Genomic DNA, 18,386 nt, shown 5'->3' on the forward strand with positions numbered 1-18,386 from the left:
TCCATTGGTTGCACGCATAGAGAACAATGATATGAAACGGATTCTTCTCGGCACTCTCTTTACAGTGGTTTCCCTCAACGCCATGGCGCAAGCACCCGGCGGCCCGAACTGCGGTTGGGGCAACATGCTGTTTGAAGGTCAGCGCGGCACCCCCGCCCACTTCCTGGCCTCCACCACCAACGGCACCTCCGGTAACGCGACCTTCGGCATGACCTCAGGTACCAACGGCTGTACCACCAAAGACGCCCTGACTTACGGCGGCAAATCGTGGATTGCCATGAATGGCATGATGAACGAGCTGTCCGAAGACATGGCCAAAGGCAACGGCGAAGCACTGACCACCTACGCGGTGGTGCTGGGTGTGGCCCCTGAAGACCGCGAGCATTTTGCCGCTGTCACCCACGAGCACTTCCAGCAAATCTTCAGCAAGGCTGACGTAACCGCTGACGATGTGCACACCAACACACTGGCTGTTCTCAAAGGCGATGCCCGCCTGTCCAAGTACGCAACCGTTGCGTCGTAACTGAGACTTGCCCGCTCCTTCGGGAGCGGGTACTTCTGTTTCACTTCCATTCGCCTGACAACAGTTGCTCACCATGCTCAAACGCCTTGCCTATCTGGCGCTCTGTGCCTGCGCCCCGCTGTACGCCGCGCCTCAAATCGACAATCAACGTTTGCAGCAACTCGCCAACGACCCGTTCTGGATTTCTTTAGGCCACTACGAGGCCCGCAAACTGGGCGGCTGGCGCAGCTATGTCAGCGACGACAAATTCTTTCTGGCCGCCGACGGCGCCCACCACCCCGACGCCGAACTGCGCGCCACCGTTGAGGCGTTGTATGCCCCGGTGAGCCTGGGCGACAAACACCCGCAGTGCGTATACCCGGCCCGTACCCGCTGGCTCAAGGCGCAACTGAACCTCAACGACCTGCCCAAGGTTGAGTGCGCAGAGTTCACCCAATGGTTTACTGACGTCGCGCCGCACAGCACGGTGATGATCTTCCCGGCGGCGTACCTCAACAGCCCCTCGTCCATGTTCGGCCACACCTTGCTGCGCATTGACCAGGCCGATGTACAAAGCAACAAAACCTCTCTGCTCAGCTACGCGATCAACTTCGGCGCCTACATCGAAGGCTCCGACAACAGCATTCTGTATGCCTGGAAAGGCTTGGCCGGCGGCTATCCCGGCCTGTTTGCCCTGGTGCCCTACCAGGAAAAACTCTCGGAATACCGCAGCCTGGAAAACCGCGACCTGTGGGAATACCGGCTCAACCTGACACCCGAAGAAACCCAGCGCATGGTTGAACATGTGTGGGAACTGAAACAAATCCAGTTCGATTACTTTTTCTTCGATGAAAACTGCTCCTACCGCCTGCTTGAACTGCTGCAAGTGGCCCGCCCCGGCTTGCAATTGACCACGCAGTTCCCGTTGACAGCGATCCCTACCGACACGGTTAAAGCGGTCAAGGAAGCCGGCCTGGTAGAAAGCATCGAATACCGCCCGTCCCGCGAACGCGAGCTGCTGGACCGGGCCAAAGTGCTCGACCCCGAAGAACAGCAATGGGTGCTGCAAGTCAGCGCCGATCAGACGCAATTGCAGAACCCGACCTTCATGGCGCTGCCCAAAGCGCGTCAAGCACTGATTATCGACGCGGCCTATCGTCTTGAACGCTACCGGGCCAATGGCCTTGAGCGCGACACCGGGCGCTCGCAACGCAGCTATGAACTGCTGCGCGCCATCAACCAGAACCCGGCGCCAGAGCTGCAAGTCGAGCGCCCCGAGCTTCCCGAAAACGGCCACGAGTCACGTACCTGGCAACTGGGCGCGGGCAGCCGCGATGACAAAGCGTTCGCCGAATACGGCCTGCGCATGGCCTACCACGACCTGAACGACAACGCACCGGGCTTCCCGCTGGGCGCGCAGATTGAAATCCTTCAGCTCAAGCTGCGCCAATACGAGGGTAACAAGTGGCAAGTCCAGCAGTTGGACCTGGCCAACATTCGCTCCCTGACCCCGCGCAACGCCCTGCTGCAGCCCTGGTCATGGCAAGTGGGCGGCGGCCTTGAGCGGGTCCTCGGTAAACATGGCAATGAACGCCTGGTCACCCACGTCAACGGCGGTGCAGGCGGCACCTGGCAGTTAAGCGACAACCTGCTGGGCTTTGCTCTGGGCACCGTACGGGTCGAGCACAACAACGACTTCGCCGCGTTTGTTTCACCGGCGGCAGGCTACAACACCGGCGTATTGTGGCGTAACCCGGTGGGTAACCTGAGCCTGGAAACCAAGGCCGATTACTTCACCAACGGCGAAGTGCGCCGTAGCCTGAGCCTGAATCAGCAATGGGAAATCTCCCGTAATCTCGGCCTGCGGTTGACCGCGCAACGTGAGTTCAGCCACCTTGCCTCACCGGTCAACGAAGTGATGCTCGAACTCAAGTGGTATCACTACTGATGCCACCCGCACTGTAGGAGCGAGCTTGCTCGCGAGCTTTTGATCTTTAAAGGCAAATGATCGCGAGCAAGCTCGCTCCTACAAGGGCTAACTGTTAACAAAGGGACTGCCATCATGAGCCGTGCATTTGTAAACGAAGACAGCGCCGCCAATCAGGCCGATACGCCAGTTGAGCGTCAGGTCAGCGAACAGCCGAACTACGTCACCGCCCTTGGCCTTGAGCAACTGCAAGCCAAGGTCGCCGAGTTGCAACGCCTGCACAGCCAGGAGGCCGCCCGCAAAGACTTGCCCGATAAACAGCACCTGGCCGACATGGAACGCGACCTGCGCTACTTCAATCAACGCCTGCACAGCGCACACGTGGTCGCCCCGGCGACATCAACGCACAAGGTGCAGATTGGCAGTTGGGTGACGTATGTCGATGAACATGGCACGCAAAAGCGCGTGCAACTGGTCGGGGAAGATCAGGCCGATGCGGCGCAGGGCCTGATTAACTGGGGCTCACCGCTGGGCCGGGCGCTGTTGGGCGCGCGGCTGGGTGATGAGGTGCTGTGGATCCGGCCTGCAGGCGATCTGCAGGTCGAGATCCTCGCGATCGAACCGGCTTACACCACGCCCTGAGCCAGCATGGCGTCAGCCACTTTGACGAAGCCTGCGATGTTCGCGCCTTTGACGTAGTTGATACGGCCGTTTTCTTCGCCGTAGTGCACGCACGCATGGTGGATGGACTGCATGATGTTGTGCAGCTTGTTGTCCACTTCACCGGCCGTCCACAACAGGCGCATGGCGTTTTGTGACATTTCCAGCCCGCTCACGGCCACACCGCCTGCGTTTGAGGCTTTGCCCGGTGCAAACAGAATGCCCGCCTCAATAAACAGATCAACCGCCTCAAGGGTGGTCGGCATATTCGCGCCTTCGGCCACGCACAGGCAGCCATTGCTCAGCAGCGTACGGGCCGCGTCGGCGTCCAGTTCGTTTTGCGTGGCGCACGGCAGGGCGATGTCGCACGCCAGGTTCCACGGGTGCTGACCGGCCAGGAACTCCAGGCCAAACTGGCTGGCCAACTCGCTGATGCGACCACGCTTGACGTTTTTGAGGTCCATCAGCGCGTCCCACTGTTCATCGTTCAGGCCCGCTTCGCAGTACAGGGTGCCTTCGGAGTCCGACAGCGAAATCACTTTGCCGCCCAGGTCCATGACCTTGCGTGCCGCGTACTGCGCCACGTTGCCGGAACCGGAGATTGCGACGCGCTTGCCATCAATGCGCTGACCGCTGCGCTTGAGCATTTCCTGGGCGAAGTACACGCAGCCAAAACCGGTGGCTTCCGGGCGAATCAGGCTGCCGCCGTAGCTCATGCCCTTGCCGGTCAGTACCGAGGTGAACTGATTGCTCAGACGTTTGTATTGACCAAACATAAAGCCGATTTCGCGCGCCCCCACGCCGATATCGCCCGCCGGTACGTCAACGTCAGAACCAATGTGGCGGTACAGCTCGCTCATAAACGCCTGGCAGAAACGCATCACTTCAGCGTCGCTCTTGCCCTTGGGGTTGAAGTCCGAACCGCCTTTACCGCCGCCCATAGGCAACGAGGTCAGGGAGTTTTTGAAGGTCTGTTCAAACGCCAGGAACTTCAGCACGCCCAGGTTCACTGACGGATGGAAGCGCAAGCCGCCCTTGTACGGGCCAATCGCGCTGTTCATCTGGATGCGGAAACCACGGTTAACGCGGACTTTGCCTTCGTCGTCGACCCATGACACGCGGAACACAATTGCACGCTCTGGTTCGCAGATGCGTTCAAGAATGCCTGAAGTCAGATAATGCGGATTGGCTTCAAGAAACGGCCACAAACTGCGCAGGACTTCTTCCACCGCCTGGTGGAATTCTGGCTGGTCCGGGTCACGTTTTTTCAGGCGGGCAAGGAAGTGGTCGACGGATTCGATCATGGGAAAAGTCTCGGCAAATTTGTTGTCGTTAAACGGAGATTGGCCAGAACTTTAACAAGTCATGCCGCACCGCGACAGCGCAAAATGTCGCAGTTATGAATTTAAATGGTGCTTTTATATAAATCTCCCCGGTTTTATGCGGTTTTTGCGCACCAAAAAAGTGATTTATGTACCCAGTTTCGCACCAACGCTTTACACACTGGATACACCAGGAAACTCCTGTGGGAGCGGGCTTGCTCGCGATGAATCACTCGTAACTGCATATACACCGTGTAGCCCGCATCGCGAGCAAGCCCGCTCCCACAAGGATAATTCGGCAGCCCCAAAAAAAACGGAGCCCCGAGGGGCTCCGTTTTTCTTGCAAACCAGCCTTACTGGGCCAGTTTTTTGTGACGCACACGGTGCGGCTGGGCAGCCGCTTCGCCGAGGCGTTTTTTACGGTCTGCTTCGTACTCGGTGTAGTTGCCTTCAAAGAAGACCGCTTGCGAGTCGTCTTCGTACGCCAGGATGTGAGTCGCGACGCGGTCAAGGAACCACCGATCGTGAGAGATCACAATGGCAGCGCCCGGGAAGTCCAGCATCGCTTCTTCGAGCGAACGCAAGGTCTCAACGTCAAGGTCGTTGGACGGTTCGTCGAGCAGCAGCACGTTGGCGCCCTCTTTCAAGGTCAGGGCCAGGTGCAAGCGACCACGCTCACCACCGGACAGGTCCTTGACGAACTTCTGCTGATCGCCACCTTTGAAGTTGAAGCGACCCACGTAGGTACGCGACGGGATTTCGTAGTTGCCGATACGGATCACATCGGAACCATCAGAAATCGCCTGGAATACGGTCTTGCTGCCATCCAGGTCGTCACGGCTTTGGTCAACACACGCCAGTTGCACGGTGTCACCCACTTCGATGCTGCCCGAGTCCGGCTGCTCTTTGCCCATCAGCATGCGGAACAGGGTCGACTTACCGGCACCGTTACCACCGATCACGCCAACAATGGCGCCTTTAGGCATCACGAACGACAGGTTGTCGATCAGTACGCGATCGCCGTAACCCTTGGACACGTTCTTGAACTCGATCACCTTGTCACCCAGGCGCGGACCGGCCGGGATGTAGATTTCGTTGGTTTCGCTGCGCTTCTGGAATTCCTGCGATTGCAGTTCTTCGAAGCGTTGCAGACGCGCCTTGGACTTGGACTGACGCGCCTTGGCGCCTTTACGGACCCATTCCAGCTCATCTTTCATGGCCTTTTCATGGGCCGACTGCTGCTTGGATTCCTGGGCCAGACGGTCGGACTTGGCTTCAAGCCAACCCGAGTAGTTGCCCTCGTAAGGAATACCGGCGCCGCGGTCGAGTTCCAGAATCCAGCCGGCAACGTTGTCCAGGAAGTAACGGTCGTGCGTAATCGCAACCACAGTACCCGGGAAGTCGTGCAGGAAGTGCTCCAGCCAGGCCACCGAGTCGGCGTCCAGGTGGTTGGTTGGTTCGTCGAGCAGCAGCATGTCCGGGGCCGACAGCAGCAGGCGGCACAGGGCCACACGGCGCTTCTCACCACCCGACAGGTGTTCAATTTTGGCGTCCCAGGCGGGCAGGCGCAGGGCATCGGCTGCCACTTCGAGCTGGCGCTCAAGGTTGTGGCCGTCACCGGCTTGCAGGATCGCTTCGAGCTTGGCCTGTTCAGCGGCCAGCTTGTCGAAGTCAGCATCCGGGTCGGCGTATTCGGCGTAAACCTGATCCAGACGCGCTTGCGCATCCTTGATCACGCTCACCGCCTCTTCGACCACTTCACGCACGGTTTTGCTGGCGTCCAGTTGCGGCTCTTGCGGCAGATAACCGACATTGAGCTCTGGCATTGGACGGGCTTCACCGTCGAACTCGGTGTCGACGCCAGCCATGATTTTCAACAGAGTAGATTTACCCGAACCGTTCAGGCCCAGTACGCCGATTTTGGCGCCAGGGAAGAACGACAAGGAGATGTTTTTCAGGATTTCCCGCTTCGGCGGAACAACCTTACTCAGCCGATGCATGGTGAAAACGTATTGAGCCATGGATAACCTAGCGTCAGTGACTGATGAATAAGGCGCGAGCGATGCCCTGATCAGGCCATAGCACAAAGACAGAAATTGAACGGATCAATGCCTGCTCGCAGAAAAAGCCTGAGTGTAGGAGCTAAAATGCCCTCGCGTAACCGGCAAAGCTACCTGAATGCGCGGGACAGGGCAAACCAGCGCGAGCCACGGCACTGGCACTTTGCCACGACCCAAGGCATGCTAGCCGTCCCGTACGCGTCCAGCTAATAATACGTGTTGCACCTTAGTCGCCAAACCGCAGGATCGCAGCTTGCCTAATGTAGCTCCGCCAACACTCACCCATGTGCCAGGCCAAACCCTTGGCCCACCCGTGCGCGGGACGTTAAAGGGTGCCTTGGCAGCGCTGGTGCTGTTTTTGCTGGGGATCCTGATTTGGTTATTAATTGAACAGTTCCAGGAAACCCTCGAACAAGAGCACCTGGCCAGCGTCCATTACAGCGCAGACCTGGCTGACCACATCAGTTTGAGCCTGGCGCTCAAGGCCGAAACCGCCCTCAACCAGCTCCCGCTCTACGAACTCCCCCGCACCCAAAGCCAGCAACAAGCTGTGGTCAATCAACTGCGTGCAGTGGTGCCGAATGTGCAAAGCCTGGCCTTGCTCAGCCCAGCTGGCGATATCGTGCTCGACAGCAGTAGCGCCAGCCCTGACGCGGCTTTTTTGAAAGAGTGGGTACGCAGTAACCCGCCGCAAGGCCGGGGCGACGTTTATTACTACGGCAATAACCATGATGCCAGCGTCATTTACCTGCGCTTGCGCCCGCCTAACGACACCTTCAACGGGTATTGGCTGCTGCGCCTGAGCACCGGCATGCTGCACTCGCTGACGCGCCGAACCGCCGAGAACAACCGCCCGCAATGGCTGATCGAAAACGGCCAGACCGACACCGTGCTCAGCCGTATGGCAACCGCCTCCAGCGCCAGCACTGTCACCCCGGGCGACGAAGCCTCGACGGTGCTGCTGGTGCCTTTGAGCCACAGCGACTGGGAACTGCGCGGCCTGTTCGACCGCAGCGAGGCCAAGGCGCATCTGCTGCCCGGTCTGATCGGCAAATGCCTGCTGGGCCTGATGTTCTCGTCGTTGCCGCTGCTGGCGCTGCTCAACATGCGCCGGCGCCAGCGGCAACTGCATGAAGGTCGACGGCGCTACCACGACATTTTCGAAGGCACCGGCGTGGCCTTGTGCGTGCTGGACCTGGCCGGTTTACCGGGCCTGCTGGAGCGCGAAAAACTGCACGACCGCGAGGCGCTCAAGCAATGGCTGCAAGACAACCCCGAACGGCGGCGCCTGTTATTTGAGCAACTGCGCGTCACCGAAGTGAACCAGGTGGCGTTGCAACTGCTGGGCATCAGCTCGGGCCATGAAGCCTGGATAAAACTGATCAACGGCTGTCCGGCAAATCCCTCAGCCATTGGTTATCAGCTGGCTGAAGCGGTGCTAGAACAGCAGCACCAGTTTGAACTGGAAATAACCCTCACCGATGCCCAAGGCCATGACCAGCATTTATGGCTGGTGCTGCGCCTGCCCGAAGACCGACAGGACTACCACGCGGTCATCTTAAGCATCAGTGACATCACCAGCCGCAAGCTGATTGAACTGTCGCTGCAAGAGAGGGAAAGCTTCTGGTCGGACGTGGTGCGCACCGTGCCTGACCACCTGTACGTGCAGAACGTGATCAGCCAGCGAATGATCTTCAGCAACCACCATTTGGGCCAAACCCTGGGCTACAGCAGCGTTGAGTTGCAACAAATGGGGCCGTACTTCTGGGAGCTGTTGCTGCACCCCGAAGACGCCGAGCATTACAGCCAGCTGCGCCAACAACAACGCGACGGCGGCTATGCCCAGCAACTCGATTGCCAACTGCGCTTTCGCCACCACAGCGGGGTGTGGCGCCGTTTTGATATTCGCGAGCAAGCCCTGGCCCGTGACACCGGCGACCAAGTGACGCGCATTGTCGGGGTCGCCAAAGACATTACCGACCAAATCGAAGCCAGCGAGTCCTTGCGCGACAGCGAGCATCGCTACCGGATGCTGGCCGAGAGCATCAGCGACGTTATTTTCTCTACCAACAACAGCCTGCAACTCAACTACGTCAGCCCCTCGATCGAAACCGTGTTGGGCCATGACGCCGACTGGGTGCTCAAACACGGCTGGCAAGCCACCATCGCCAAACCACAACAGTTGACAGGCCTGTACAGCCTGATCGAACGGGTCAAGAGCGCGCTCGACAAACCGGCCCAACTGGCGGCCCTGCGCACCCAATTGCAGACCCAACTCTTCCTGCTCGACTGTGTGCGTGCTGACGGGCGCAAAATACCGGTGGAGCTGCGCCTGATTCTGGTGTGGGATGAGCACGATAAATTTGAAGGCCTGCTCGGCGTTGCCCGTGATATCAGTCAGCAGCGCAGCGCCGAAAAAGACCTGCGCATGGCTGCCACGGTATTTGAGCATTCCACCTCAGCCATCCTGATCACCGACCCGGCGGGTTACATTGTGCAAGCCAACGAAGCCTTTAGCCGGGTGAGCGGCTACTCCGTTGAGCAGGTACTCGACCAACTGCCGAACCTGCTGACTGTCGATGAACAGCAGCAAGCGCACTTGCAGTACGTGATCAAGCAACTGAACCAGCACAACACCTGGGAAGGTGAAGTGTGGCTCAAGCGGCGCAATGGCGAACATTACCCGGCGTGGGTCGGGATTACGGCGGTGTTCGACGACGAAGGCGACCTGGCCAGCTATGTGTGCTTCTTCAGCGACATCAGCGAGCGCAAGGCCAGCGAACAACGCATCCACCGCCTAGCCTATTACGACGCCCTGACGCATCTGCCTAACCGCACGTTGTTCCAGGACCGCCTGCACACCGCCTTGCAGCAGGCCGAACGAAACAAGTCGTGGGTGGTGTTGATGTTCCTCGACCTTGACCGCTTCAAGCCGATCAACGACTCGCTGGGCCACGCCGCGGGCGACCGCATGCTCAAAGACATGGCCACGCGCCTGCTGGCCTGCGTGGATGACGACGACACCGTTGCGCGCATGGGCGGCGACGAATTCACCCTGCTCTTGCAGCCCCGCACCACCCGCGTCATGGCGCTCAACCGGGCGGTCGGGGTGGCTGAGCAAATCCTCGCCAGCCTGGTGCAACCGTTCGTTCTTGAGAGCCGCGAGTTTTTCGTCACCGCCAGTATCGGCATCGCCTTGAGCCCTCAGGACGGCAACGAACTCAGCCAACTGATGAAAAACGCCGACACCGCGATGTATCACGCCAAAGAGCGCGGCAAAAACAACTTCCAGTTCTACCAGGCCGACATGAACGCCAGCGCCCTGGAACGCCTGGAGCTGGAAAGCGACCTGCGCCATGCGCTGGAACAGCAAGAATTTATCCTCTATTACCAACCGCAATTCAGTGGCGACGGCAAACGCCTGACCGGGGTTGAAGCGCTGTTGCGCTGGAACCACCCACGCCGCGGCCTGGTACCACCGGGGGACTTTATCCCGGTGCTGGAAGAGTTGGGGCTGGTGGTGGATGTCGGTGACTGGGTGCTGGCCGAATCGTGCCGCCAGCTCAAGCGCTGGCACCAAGAGAAAGTGCGCGTGCCTAAAGTCTCGGTCAACATCTCGGCACGGCAATTCTCGGACGGCCAGCTTGGCACACGAATCGCCAGCATCCTTAAGGAAACCGGGCTCTCCCCGGCGTGCCTTGAGCTGGAACTGACCGAAAGCATCTTGATGCGCGAAGTCAGCGAAGCGCTGCAAATTCTCGCCAGCCTGAAAAACCTCGGCCTGAGCATTGCCGTTGACGACTTCGGCACGGGTTATTCGTCGCTTAACTACCTCAAACAGTTCCCGATTGACGTGCTCAAGATCGACCGCACGTTCGTCGACGGCCTGCCGTCAGGCGAGCAGGATGCGCAAATTGTCCGCGCAATTATTGCGATGGCCCACAGCCTCAACCTGGCGGTGATCGCTGAAGGCGTCGAGACCCACGAGCAGCTCGAGTTCCTGCGCGAACACGGTTGCGACGAAATTCAGGGCTACCTGTTTGGCCGCCCCATGCCCGCGCACCTGCTGGTCAAGCAATTGCAGGCCTATGGTTTCAAGCTTGCAACATGATCACGCACGCCGTGAATCGCTTTCATATGCCAGTTAATACCCATTGGGTTAGAATGCCCTCCTTTTCTGCCCCCCGATCCTTGAGGACCGCCATGTTCAGCCGTGATTTGACACTTGCCAAGTTCGACGCCGACCTTTTTGCCGCCATGGAGCAAGAAGCTCAGCGCCAGGAAGAACACATCGAGCTGATCGCTTCGGAAAACTACACCAGCCCAGCGGTGATGGAAGCTCAAGGCTCGGTCTTGACCAACAAATACGCGGAAGGCTATCCAGGCAAGCGTTACTACGGCGGCTGCGAATACGTCGACGTGGTTGAGCAACTGGCCATCGACCGTGCAAAAGAACTGTTCGGTGCCGATTACGCCAACGTTCAGCCGCACGCGGGCTCCCAGGCCAACAGCGCTGTTTACCTGGCCCTGCTGTCGGCCGGTGACACCATCCTGGGCATGAGCCTGGCTCACGGTGGTCACCTGACCCACGGCGCCAGCGTTTCGTCCTCGGGCAAACTGTACAACGCTGTTCAGTACGGCATCGACGCCAACGGCCTGATCGACTACGACGAAGTTGAGCGCCTGGCGGTTGAGCACAAACCAAAAATGATCGTGGCCGGTTTCTCTGCCTACTCGCAGATCCTGGACTTCCCGCGTTTCCGTGCGATCGCTGACAAAGTCGGCGCGTACCTGTTCGTTGACATGGCTCACGTAGCCGGTCTGGTGGCGGCTGGCGTTTACCCGAACCCGGTTCCGTTTGCTGACGTCGTAACCACCACCACGCACAAAACCCTGCGCGGCCCACGTGGCGGCCTGATCCTGGCCAAAGCCAACCCTGAAATCGAGAAAAAGCTGAACTCGGCGGTATTCCCGGGCGGTCAAGGTGGCCCACTGGAGCACGTTATCGCCGGTAAGGCCGTGTGCTTCAAAGAAGCCCTGCAGCCTGAGTTCAAGGTGTACCAGCAACAAGTGGTGAAAAACGCCCAGGCTATGGCCTCGGTGTTTATCGAGCGCGGCTACGACATCGTGTCGGGCGGTACTGAAAACCACCTGTTCCTGCTGTCGCTGATCAAGCAAGACATCTCCGGTAAAGACGCTGACGCCGCGTTGGGCAAAGCCTTCATCACCGTGAACAAAAACTCCGTGCCTAACGACCCACGCTCCCCGTTCGTCACCTCGGGCCTGCGTTTCGGTACCCCGGCTGTGACCACTCGCGGCTTCAAAGTTGAAGAGTGTAAAGAGCTGGCGGGCTGGATCTGCGACATCCTGGACGACATCAACAACGAAGCCGTGATTGATGCAGTTCGCGAAAAAGTAAAAGCTATCTGCAAAAAGCTGCCTGTTTACGGCAACTGAGTGTAATTAGCTGAATAAGAAGCCCGGCCTTGAGCCGGGCTTTTTTGTGCCCGCCCTGTAGGAGCGAGCTTGCCTCGCGATCTTTTAAAGATCAAAAGATCGCGAGACGAGCTCGCTCCTACAGTGATGGGGTCAGGTCGGCTGTAAGCGCCAGCCCAAGACGTTGAGCAGGTCGCAGCCGTCGCGCAGCAAAATCATGGCGGTGGTGGCGAGTTGTTTGAGGTCGATGGCGTCGGCGTCCTGAACGTCGCGGCTAGAGAAGGTTTCCATCAGTTGCGTCACCGCCAGTACGCGGGCGGTGGCGTTGGCGTGCAAGACGTCAAGCGGGGTGTTGCGGTCGATCAGCAAGGCAGGGATGGTGCAGTCGATGGCAGTCAGCGGGATGTACGGTGAATTAGTCATGGATGAATCTCATAAAGGTCGGCTGTAAACCACCCACTTCGTCGCCAAACGAAACTGGGTGGCCGCTGTACGCGGGTTGGCGAACCGGTCGACCTCAACTCCGGCAGATCCGAAGATCTCCCACGCACAGCTGCCATAAAGCACAGCGAGCAAAAATACACGCTCGGCCATATATAGCAATTACGCATTTCATTGAGAACGTTCCAAGTCGCCAAACCCGGTCACCCATTTGGGCGAGCGCTGACTATAGGCGCCGCCCTGCTGCCTCAGCAATTGGCAAAGCTGTGCGAAACATCCCGCAATTTCGTGGGCGTACACACCCTCTGTAGGAGCGAGCTTGCTCGCGATCGTTTGATCTTAAAAGCTCGCGAGCAAGCTCGCTCCTACAAAGTGTGCTAATCAGTCAGTTGCGCAAACCCTTCGCGAATCTTGGCCTCGGGCAGGTCATCGGCAATAAACACCATCACGCTTTCGCGGGCCTCGCCTTCGGCCCATTCGGTGTCCCAGTCAAAGCCGTACAGCTTGAGCACGCCCTGGAACACCAACCGGCGGTCTTCGCCTGCGATGTTCAGCACGCCTTTGTAGCGCAGTAATTGTTTACCGTGGTCTTCGAGCAGCTCGTTCATAAACGTGCTGAGGCTGTCGATATCCAGCGGTTTGTCGGTGCGCAGTACCAGGCTGGAGATACGGTCAACCGAGGCCGCCGTTTGCACCGGGCGCAAGCTCAAGCCGCCGCCCAGGTCGGCGTTCAAATTAAACCCGCGCACATCGAGCAGTTCCGCCAGGTCAATTTTGCCGTGCTCAACCACGCGAATCGGGGCACGCCGGTTGATCCGGGTCAGGCGTTCGCACAGCGCATCAAACGTGGCGTCGTCAACCAGGTCACGCTTGCTCACCAGTAAGCGGTCGGCAAAGCCAATCTGCGCCTGGGCGATGGTTTGGCTCAGGTGCACGTCGGCATGGGCGGCATCGACCAAGGTAATGATGCCGTCGAGCAAGTAGCGCTCGCGCAGCTCTTCATCAATAAAGAAGGTTTGCGCCACCGGGGCCGGGTCGGCCAGGCCGGTGCATTCGATCACTAAACGGTCAAAGGCAATTTCGCCGCTGTCCAGCCGCTCGAGCAGCAGGTAGAGGGCTTTGGTCAGGTCGGTGTGGATGGTGCAACACACACAGCCATTGGCCAGAGTCATGACTTGCACCGGCTCGTCGCCCAGCAATTGGGTGTCGATACCGGCATCGCTGAATTCGTTTTCGATCACGGCAATTTTCAGCCCGTGTTCGGCTTTAAGCAGGTAACGCAACAACGTGGTTTTACCGGCACCCAGAAACCCGCTAAGGATGGTGACGGGGATGGGAGATGACATGCAGGGTCTCCTTTTGAACACACAATAAATGTGGGAGCGGGCTTGCTCGCGATTCTGGCGATGCGGTGTATTTGGTACACCTCAGCGCTCCTATCGCGAGCAAGCCCGCCCCCACAGTCAGCTACCGCTAGCCCTTAACGGGTTAACAGCACTTGGGCCCGCTCTTGCCGCCGTAACGGGCTTCCTGGCGCTCTCGGAAGAACGCCTCGTAGCTCATCACCGGCTTGTCCGGGTGATTGGTTTGCATATGCTCGACGTAGTTGTCGTAGTCGGGCATGCCGACCATCAGGCGCGCGGCCTGACCGAGGTATTTACCGAGGCGACTCAGGTCATTGAACATGGCTGCATTCCTCTATCGTGCATCGGGCATCGCCTTGAAGGGCGTTTCTTTGTCCGTCCGCTCTTTGTTGCCCCAAGCGGCGACGCCGACTTTGAGCGCGTAGAACAGGATGCTGAACACCACGAACAGGAACAGTACGGTCAGGCCCGCGTTGGTGTACGCGTTGATGATGACGTGCTGCATCTGGTCGATGTTTTTCGCCGGGGCAATCACTTGGCCTGCGTCCAGCGCCGTGCTGTATTTTTTCGCCAGCGACAGGAAGCCGACCGCCGGGTTAGCGTCGAACAGCTTGATGAAGCCTGCGGTGGTGGTGCAGATCAGCAGCCAGACCGCTGGCAGCATGGTGACCCAGATGTAGCGTTGACGCTTCATTTTGATCAGCACAACCGTCGCCAACATCAGCGCGATACCCGCCAGCATCTGGTTAGAGATACCGAACAGCGGCCAGAGGGTGTTGATGCCGCCCAACGGGTCGATCACGCCTTGGTACAGCAAGTACCCCCACATCGCCACGCAGCCTGCGGTCGCAATAAGGTTAGCCGGCCAGGATTCGGTGCGCTTGAGCGCTGGCACGAAGCTGCCCAACAGGTCTTGCAGCATGAACCGACCGGCACGGGTACCGGCGTCGACAGCGGTCAAAATAAACAAGGCTTCAAACAGAATGGCGAAGTGGTACCAGAACGCCATGGTGTTTTCGCCCGGCAACACGTGGTGCAGGATCTGCGCGATACCCACCGCCAGTGTCGGAGCGCCGCCCGCTCGGGCCAGTACGGTGGTTTCACCGATGTCTTTGGCCAGTGCAGTCAACGCATCCGGGGTAATGGCAAAGCCCCAGCTGGTCACGGTTTGTGCCACGGTCACCACGTCACCGCCCACAATGGCAGGCGGGCTGTTCATGGCGAAGTACACACCCGGCTCGATCACCGAAGCGGCAACCATTGCCATGATGGCCACGAAGGACTCCATCAGCATGCCGCCGTAGCCGATGTAACGGGCGTTGGCTTCGTTATCCAGCAGTTTAGGGGTAGTACCCGAGGAGATCAGTGCGTGGAAACCCGACACCGCGCCGCAGGCAATGGTGATGAACAGGAACGGGAACAGACCGCCTTTCCAGACCGGGCCATTGCCGTCGATGAACTGAGTCACGGCCGGCATTTTCAGCTCGGGCATGGTGATCAGAATGCCGATAGCCAGCGCGATGATGGTGCCGATTTTGAGGAAGGTCGACAGGTAGTCACGCGGTGCCAGTACCAGCCACACCGGCAATACCGCAGCCACAAAGCCATAACCGATCAGCATCCAGGTGATTTGCACACCGGTGAAAGTGAACACCGGCGCCCACTCCGGACTCGCACCAATTTGCCCGCCCAGCCAGATCGAACCGAGCAACAGCAGCACACCGATAATCGAGATTTCACCGATGCGACCCGGGCGTATGTAGCGCATGTACACGCCCATAAACATCGCAATCGGGATGGTTGCCATCACCGTGAACATGCCCCATGGGCTCTCGGCCAAGGCTTTAACCACGATCAGGGCCAGCACCGCGAGGATGATGATCATGATCAGGAAGCAGCCAAACAGCGCGATGGTGCCAGGCACCTTGCCCATTTCTTCGCGCACCATGTCACCCAAAGAGCGACCGTTGCGACGTGTGGACATGAACAAGACCATGAAGTCTTGAACCGCGCCCGCCAGTACCACACCGGCAATCAGCCACAGTGTGCCGGGCAGGTAGCCCATTTGCGCAGCCAGTACGGGACCGACCAAGGGGCCAGCGCCGGCGATGGCAGCAAAGTGGTGTCCGAAAAGGATGTGTTTGTTGGTCGGCACGTAGTCCAGACCATCGTTATTGAGCACCGCAGGCGTTGCCCGGTTGGGGTCCAGCTGCATCACGCGAGTAGCAATGAACAGGCTGTAATAACGGTACGCGACCAGGTAGATAGCCACCGCTGCAACCACAATCCACAGCGCGTTGATCGCCTCTCCCCGGCGTAATGCCACCACGCCAAGGGCGCAGGCTCCTACAATTGCCAGCACCAGCCACGGGATGTGGCGTAGCAGGCTATTTTTATTATTCATTTTTATATTCCGGCCAGTTGGACAAGAAGTACCGCTCTCGGAGTGTAGCGCTCCTGACTCTAAAGACCACCCCCTTACCTTGGTCTAGAGCCTTCTTTTGCAGATTTATGCTGGGCAACCTTGCACATTTGTAGTGCTGCAAGGCCGCTGTCTGCTACGGACCTTGCAGGACGATCTACACACGGGCAGTGCAGATTTTTTTACACATTTGAAACGCTATTCAAACAACGCATCCAGCGCTTGTTCCAGGCGGGTCACCGCAATGATAGTGAGACCCGGCGGGGATTCTTTGGGGGCGTTGCCTTTGGGCACGATGGCGCGTTTAAAGCCGTGTTTGGCGGCTTCTTTCAGACGTTCCTGACCGCTCGGCACCGGGCGTACTTCACCTGACAGGCCGACTTCGCCAAACACCAGCAAGTCGTGGGGCAGCGGGCGGTTGCGCAAACTGGACATGACGGCGGCCATCAAGGCCAGGTCTGACGCGGTTTCCAGCACTTTGACCCCGCCCACCACGTTGAGGAACACGTCCTGGTCGTGGGTCGGGATGCCGCCATGGCGGTGCAGCACCGCCAGCAACATGGCCAGCCGGTTTTGATCAAGGCCCAAGGTCACGCGGCGCGGGTTGGACATGTGGCTGTCGTCCACCAGCGCTTGTACTTCGACCAGCATCGGCCGTGTCCCTTCCCAAGTGGCCATTACCACGCTGCCCGGGACTTCTTCTTGAGCCCGCGTCAGGAAGATCGCAGACGGGTTGGAGACTTCTTTCAGGCCTTTGTCGGTCATGCCGAACACGCCCAGTTCGTTGACAGCGCCGAAACGGTTTTTCACCGCGCGCAGCAAACGTAACCGCCCGTCGGATTCACCTTCGAAATACAACACGGTGTCGACCATGTGCTCCAGCACGCGGGGGCCAGCGAGGGCGCCCTCTTTGGTCACGTGGCCAACCAAAAAGATCGCCGTGCCGCTGGATTTGGCGTACCGCACCAGTAACGCCGCGCTTTCGCGCACTTGCGACACGCCGCCCGGCGCCGATTGCAGCTGTTCGGTGAAGATGGTCTGGATCGAGTCGATCACCATGACCTTGGGCTTTTCGAGCTTGGCCGTGGCGATGATGTTTTCGATGCAGGTTTCGGTCATGACCTTGAGCTGGTCCTGCGGCAAGCCCAGACGCCGGGCGCGCATGGCCACTTGCTGCTGGGATTCTTCGCCGGTGACGTACAGCGCGGGCATGCGCGTTGCCATCTGACACAAGGTTTGCAGGAGGATGGTTGACTTGCCGATGCCGGGGTCACCGCCGATCAGCACCACAGAGCCGTCGACCAGGCCGCCACCGAGCACCCGGTCGAGCTCGCCGGAGGCGGTCGAAAAGCGCGGGATTTCTTCGATGCTGACTTCGGCCAGGGTTTTGATTTGCGCCTGTTGCCCAGTCCAGCCGGTACGGCCACTGGGGGGCGCAGCAGCGCCGCTTTCAACAACGGTTTCTACCAGGGTGTTCCAGACGCCGCATTCTGCGCACTGCCCGGCCCACTTGGGGAAAGTTGCACCGCACTCGGTACAGCCGTAAATGCGCTTAGGCTTGGCCATCTGAACTCCGCACAAAAACCGCGATGATAGCCCACAAGGCGGCGATCAGTGCGACTCGGGCATGCGGATTTCACCCTTGATCAGCTGAGCGGCGGTATTGCCCTGGGCATCCTTTGCATTCAGATCGGCGCCTTTTTGCGATAAATCGTTGAGCAGTTCGACGCGCTTGAACAACCCGGCAAACATGGCAGCGGTCTGCCCTGCACCGTTGCGCTGGTCGGGGTTGCAGTCGGTGTTCATCAGCCGCCGGGCGATTTTGAATTCGCCTTTGAAAATGGCGCCCATCAGCGCGGTGTTGCCGCGCAGGTCTTGCGCACAGGCATTGGCGCCCGCCTTGAGCAAGTGTTCGACCGCCTCGTCATGGCCGTTATACGCCGCAAGAATCAAGGCGGTGTAGCCTTTGCTGTTCTGGGCATCGAGGTCAAAGTGCGAGTCGATGAAGGTGTCGAGCATGACCACGTCGCCACGCCGGGCGGCGTCGAAGTAGTAGCCCTTGAGTTGGGTCTGGGTGTCGGGCTGGTCGGCAACTGCCCACCCACTCAACAGCAGCATCGTAGCTAAAGCAAAAATTCGCATGTGTACGCTACCTGTCAGAGGTCACAGATCCATGTAGGAGCCAACTGTCTTTCGCTTTGCCCGACAAACGCACATATCAGGGTGGCAGACGCTAAGTTTGCCTTCCGGAT

14 protein-coding genes are annotated in these 18,386 nt (G+C 59.0%); 6 read left to right on the top strand and 8 right to left on the bottom strand.

From position 1 onward, the window contains the following. The first annotated feature begins 31 nt into the window (after positions 1 to 31). The 3 genes from AAEZ03_RS09665 (at position 32) to AAEZ03_RS09675 (ending at position 3,071) form a co-directional block, all read left to right on the top strand. Positions 32 to 523, top strand: a complete 492-nt coding sequence (locus AAEZ03_RS09665; RefSeq protein WP_123751285.1) for a DUF3015 domain-containing protein — start codon at positions 32 to 34, stop codon at positions 521 to 523. A gap of 73 nt (positions 524 to 596) precedes the next feature. Then, positions 597 to 2,450: an Lnb N-terminal periplasmic domain-containing protein gene (locus AAEZ03_RS09670; RefSeq protein WP_350578069.1), complete on the top strand. Its 1,854-nt coding sequence runs from the start codon at positions 597 to 599 to the stop codon at positions 2,448 to 2,450. A gap of 114 nt (positions 2,451 to 2,564) precedes the next feature. Beyond that, positions 2,565 to 3,071 (top strand): GreA/GreB family elongation factor, encoded by a 507-nt coding sequence (locus tag AAEZ03_RS09675; RefSeq protein ID WP_123751283.1) that lies wholly within the window; start codon positions 2,565 to 2,567, stop codon positions 3,069 to 3,071. Here the strand turns inward: AAEZ03_RS09675 and gdhA are convergent. Together gdhA and ettA are read right to left on the bottom strand one after the other, a co-directional pair. Then, positions 3,056 to 4,393 carry an NADP-specific glutamate dehydrogenase gene (gene gdhA / locus AAEZ03_RS09680; RefSeq protein WP_123751282.1) on the bottom strand — a complete coding sequence of 446 codons (1,338 nt, stop codon included), beginning with the start codon at positions 4,391 to 4,393 and terminating at the stop codon, positions 3,056 to 3,058. The genes AAEZ03_RS09675 and gdhA overlap by 16 nt on opposite strands. A 371-nt stretch (positions 4,394 to 4,764) precedes the next feature. Beyond that, on the bottom strand, positions 4,765 to 6,432 hold the full coding sequence (gene ettA, locus AAEZ03_RS09685; protein ID WP_350578072.1) for an energy-dependent translational throttle protein EttA: 1,668 nt from the start codon (positions 6,430 to 6,432) through the stop codon (positions 4,765 to 4,767). A 126-nt stretch (positions 6,433 to 6,558) separates the two neighbouring features. On the opposite strand from ettA, the gene AAEZ03_RS09690 reads away from it, so the two are divergent. The 3 genes from AAEZ03_RS09690 to glyA all read left to right on the top strand — a co-directional run bounded on the left by AAEZ03_RS09690 (position 6,559) and on the right by glyA (position 11,928). Beyond that, positions 6,559 to 6,681 carry a hypothetical protein gene (locus AAEZ03_RS09690; protein ID WP_256677192.1) on the top strand — a complete coding sequence of 41 codons (123 nt, stop codon included), beginning with the start codon at positions 6,559 to 6,561 and terminating at the stop codon, positions 6,679 to 6,681. A 43-nt stretch (positions 6,682 to 6,724) separates the two neighbouring features. Then, entirely contained in the window at positions 6,725 to 10,582 is a 3,858-nt protein-coding gene (locus tag AAEZ03_RS09695; protein ID WP_350578075.1) for a sensor domain-containing protein, read from the top strand. 92 nt (positions 10,583 to 10,674) lie between these two features. Then, complete coding sequence (glyA, locus tag AAEZ03_RS09700) at positions 10,675 to 11,928, top strand: serine hydroxymethyltransferase (RefSeq protein WP_048367420.1); 1,254 nt, start codon at positions 10,675 to 10,677, stop codon at positions 11,926 to 11,928. Between the two features lie 132 nt (positions 11,929 to 12,060). Here glyA and AAEZ03_RS09705 read toward each other — a convergent pair whose 3' ends face one another. From AAEZ03_RS09705 to AAEZ03_RS09730, 6 genes are all read right to left on the bottom strand, one after another. Continuing rightward, on the bottom strand, positions 12,061 to 12,330 hold the full coding sequence (locus tag AAEZ03_RS09705; RefSeq protein ID WP_350578078.1) for a short-chain dehydrogenase: 270 nt from the start codon (positions 12,328 to 12,330) through the stop codon (positions 12,061 to 12,063). Between the two features lie 395 nt (positions 12,331 to 12,725). Further along, a complete protein-coding gene (gene yjiA / locus AAEZ03_RS09710) occupies positions 12,726 to 13,694 on the bottom strand; it encodes a GTPase (protein WP_281849332.1) in 969 nt (322 codons plus the stop codon). Between the two features lie 142 nt (positions 13,695 to 13,836). Next, positions 13,837 to 14,034 (bottom strand): YbdD/YjiX family protein, encoded by a 198-nt coding sequence (locus AAEZ03_RS09715; RefSeq protein WP_048367431.1) that lies wholly within the window; start codon positions 14,032 to 14,034, stop codon positions 13,837 to 13,839. Positions 14,035 to 14,046: 12 nt separating this feature from the next. Then, positions 14,047 to 16,116: a carbon starvation CstA family protein gene (locus AAEZ03_RS09720; RefSeq protein ID WP_048389492.1), complete on the bottom strand. Its 2,070-nt coding sequence runs from the start codon at positions 16,114 to 16,116 to the stop codon at positions 14,047 to 14,049. 216 nt (positions 16,117 to 16,332) lie between these two features. Further along, positions 16,333 to 17,700, bottom strand: a complete 1,368-nt coding sequence (gene radA / locus AAEZ03_RS09725; RefSeq protein ID WP_048367434.1) for a DNA repair protein RadA — start codon at positions 17,698 to 17,700, stop codon at positions 16,333 to 16,335. A gap of 45 nt (positions 17,701 to 17,745) precedes the next feature. Then, complete coding sequence (locus AAEZ03_RS09730; RefSeq protein ID WP_278941557.1) at positions 17,746 to 18,276, bottom strand: ankyrin repeat domain-containing protein; 531 nt, start codon at positions 18,274 to 18,276, stop codon at positions 17,746 to 17,748. Positions 18,277 to 18,386: the final 110 nt, after the last annotated feature.

It is taken from the genome of Pseudomonas sp. HY2-MNA-CIBAN-0224 (genome assembly GCF_040310285.1).
GTDB classification, from domain to species: domain Bacteria; phylum Pseudomonadota; class Gammaproteobacteria; order Pseudomonadales; family Pseudomonadaceae; genus Aquipseudomonas; species Aquipseudomonas helleri.

Coding starts and splice junctions, on each gene's coding strand:
- AAEZ03_RS09665 (WP_123751285.1), top strand. CDS start 32: ATGAAACGGATTCTTCTCGGCACTCTCTTTACAGTGGTTTCCCTCAAC.
- AAEZ03_RS09670 (WP_350578069.1), top strand. CDS start 597: ATGCTCAAACGCCTTGCCTATCTGGCGCTCTGTGCCTGCGCCCCGCTG.
- AAEZ03_RS09675 (WP_123751283.1), top strand. CDS start 2,565: ATGAGCCGTGCATTTGTAAACGAAGACAGCGCCGCCAATCAGGCCGAT.
- gdhA (WP_123751282.1), bottom strand. CDS start 4,393: ATGATCGAATCCGTCGACCACTTCCTTGCCCGCCTGAAAAAACGTGAC.
- ettA (WP_350578072.1), bottom strand. CDS start 6,432: ATGGCTCAATACGTTTTCACCATGCATCGGCTGAGTAAGGTTGTTCCG.
- AAEZ03_RS09690 (WP_256677192.1), top strand. CDS start 6,559: ATGCCCTCGCGTAACCGGCAAAGCTACCTGAATGCGCGGGACAGGGCA.
- glyA (WP_048367420.1), top strand. CDS start 10,675: ATGTTCAGCCGTGATTTGACACTTGCCAAGTTCGACGCCGACCTTTTT.
- AAEZ03_RS09705 (WP_350578078.1), bottom strand. CDS start 12,330: ATGACTAATTCACCGTACATCCCGCTGACTGCCATCGACTGCACCATC.
- yjiA (WP_281849332.1), bottom strand. CDS start 13,694: ATGTCATCTCCCATCCCCGTCACCATCCTTAGCGGGTTTCTGGGTGCC.
- AAEZ03_RS09715 (WP_048367431.1), bottom strand. CDS start 14,034: ATGTTCAATGACCTGAGTCGCCTCGGTAAATACCTCGGTCAGGCCGCG.
- AAEZ03_RS09720 (WP_048389492.1), bottom strand. CDS start 16,116: ATGAATAATAAAAATAGCCTGCTACGCCACATCCCGTGGCTGGTGCTG.
- radA (WP_048367434.1), bottom strand. CDS start 17,700: ATGGCCAAGCCTAAGCGCATTTACGGCTGTACCGAGTGCGGTGCAACT.
- AAEZ03_RS09730 (WP_278941557.1), bottom strand. CDS start 18,276: ATGCGAATTTTTGCTTTAGCTACGATGCTGCTGTTGAGTGGGTGGGCA.